At 43.8% G+C, this 406-nt stretch carries 1 protein-coding gene; it reads left to right on the top strand.

Features of this window, described 5'->3' with window-relative positions; translation table 11 throughout:
- A partial coding sequence (locus H4J57_RS19605) for a transposase (RefSeq protein WP_409049414.1) occupies positions 1-406 on the top strand: 406 nt, incomplete at both ends.

Below are 406 nucleotides of genomic sequence, written 5' to 3'. Positions count from 1 at the left end.
TTGAAGAAACAGCACAGGTCTATAAACAGCGTTTAATCGATATCAGTTGGTTTATGCGGGCATTAAACGAGCCTATTGCTCGACAAGCCAATAAAGAAGATAAATGCACAGGGCACTTTTGGGAAGGACGCTTTAAATCACAAGCCCTGCTCGATGAAGGGGCATTACTCGCTTGTATGGCTTATGTAGATTTAAATCCAGTACGTGCGGGCATTGCTCAAACACCTGAGCAATCGAGTTTTACCAGTATTCAACTGCGTATCAAGGCAGCCATTATCGGGGAGCAACCGACAACGTTATTACCTTTTACGGGCCATGAACATCAAGAGAAAACCTCCGGTATCCGCTTTAGTTTGAAGGACTATTTAACCCTTGTAGATGAAACAGGTCGCGTAATAAGAGCAGA

Source organism: Colwellia sp. BRX8-7, assembly GCF_014077275.1.
In the GTDB taxonomy this organism is placed as follows: domain Bacteria; phylum Pseudomonadota; class Gammaproteobacteria; order Enterobacterales; family Alteromonadaceae; genus Colwellia_A.
The sequence above is the reverse complement of the archived record's forward strand: the minus strand, read 5'-3'. Positions and strand labels throughout refer to the sequence as shown.